This is a genomic window from Bradyrhizobium sp. sGM-13 (genome assembly GCF_018398875.1).
Lineage (GTDB): Bacteria > Pseudomonadota > Alphaproteobacteria > Rhizobiales > Xanthobacteraceae > Bradyrhizobium.
On the sequence record NZ_JAGWDK010000141.1, the window covers coordinates 1 to 1,151 of the forward strand.

Consider the following 1,151-nt stretch of genomic DNA (forward strand, 5'->3'; position numbering starts at 1 on the left):
GTCGGTCGCCACGACAACTTCTTCGCGCTGGGCGGCCACTCGCTGTTGGCGGTGCAACTGATGGAGCGTCTGCGACGGCTGTCACTGGGGGTCGAGGTGCGGACCTTGTTCGCCAAGCCGGTGCTGGCCGATCTGGCCGCGAGCCTTGGCAACCATCACGAAGTGGCGGTCCCCGCCAACCTGATCACGGAGAGAAGCAGGGCGATTACGCCGCAGATGCTGCCGCTGATTGAGCTGGCTCAGCCGGAGATCGATCGGATCGTCGCCACGGTGCCCGGTGGGGTCGGCAACATCCAGGATATTTATGGCTTGTCGCCGCTGCAGGACGGCATCCTGTTCCATCATCTGCTGGCCCGCCAAGGCGATCCGTACCTGCTGGTGTCGCAGATGGCGTTTGCCGAGCGTGGCGTGTTGGACCGCTATCTTGCCGCGGTTCAGCGGGTGGTGGACCGGCACGACATTCTGCGCACGTCGTTTGTCTGGGAGGGGCTGTCGCGCCCGGCGCAGGTGGTGTGGCGGAAAGCGCCACTGGATGTGACCGAGGTTGAGCTGGATGGATCTGGCGGTCCTGGCCACGCGCAGCTCCGGCATCGGTTTGATCCGCGCGAGCACCGCATCGATCTTGGCCGGGCGCCGTTGTTGAGGTTTGTGATCGCGCGCGAGCCCGGCAGCGGGCGCTGGCTATTGCTGAAGCTGCAGCACCATTTGATCGGGGATCACGCCACCTCGGAAGTGATGCATGCCGAGATTCGTGCGCTGCTCGGCGGGCACGAGCATGAGCTCGCAGCGCCGCAGCCGTTCCGCAATCTGGTGGCGCAGGCGCAGCTGGGCGTTGGAGCCAAAGCGCACGAAGAGTTCTTCCGGACGATGCTGGGGGACATCGATGAGCCGACCACGCCGTTTGGGCTGAGTGAGGTCCGCGGCGACGGCAGCAGGTCCCATGAGGCGCGGCGAATGCTGCCGCAGCAACTGCACGAACGGCTGCGCAGCCAGGCGCGGCGGCTTGGGGTGAGCCTGGCGAGCCTGTGCCATCTGGCGTGGGGACAGGTGGTGGCGCGGAGCAGCGGACGAGAGCAGGTGGTGTTCGGCACGGTGCTGTTCGGCCGCATGCATGGCGGTGCCGGCGCCGACCACACCATGGGCCTGTTCAT

Annotated in this window: 1 protein-coding gene; it reads left to right on the plus strand. The window is 66.5% G+C overall.

The window, feature by feature from the left end:
- Positions 1 to 1,151, plus strand: a 1,151-nt coding sequence (locus KJQ96_RS38475) for a condensation domain-containing protein (RefSeq protein ID WP_249735089.1), incomplete at both ends; no start/stop codon positions are given.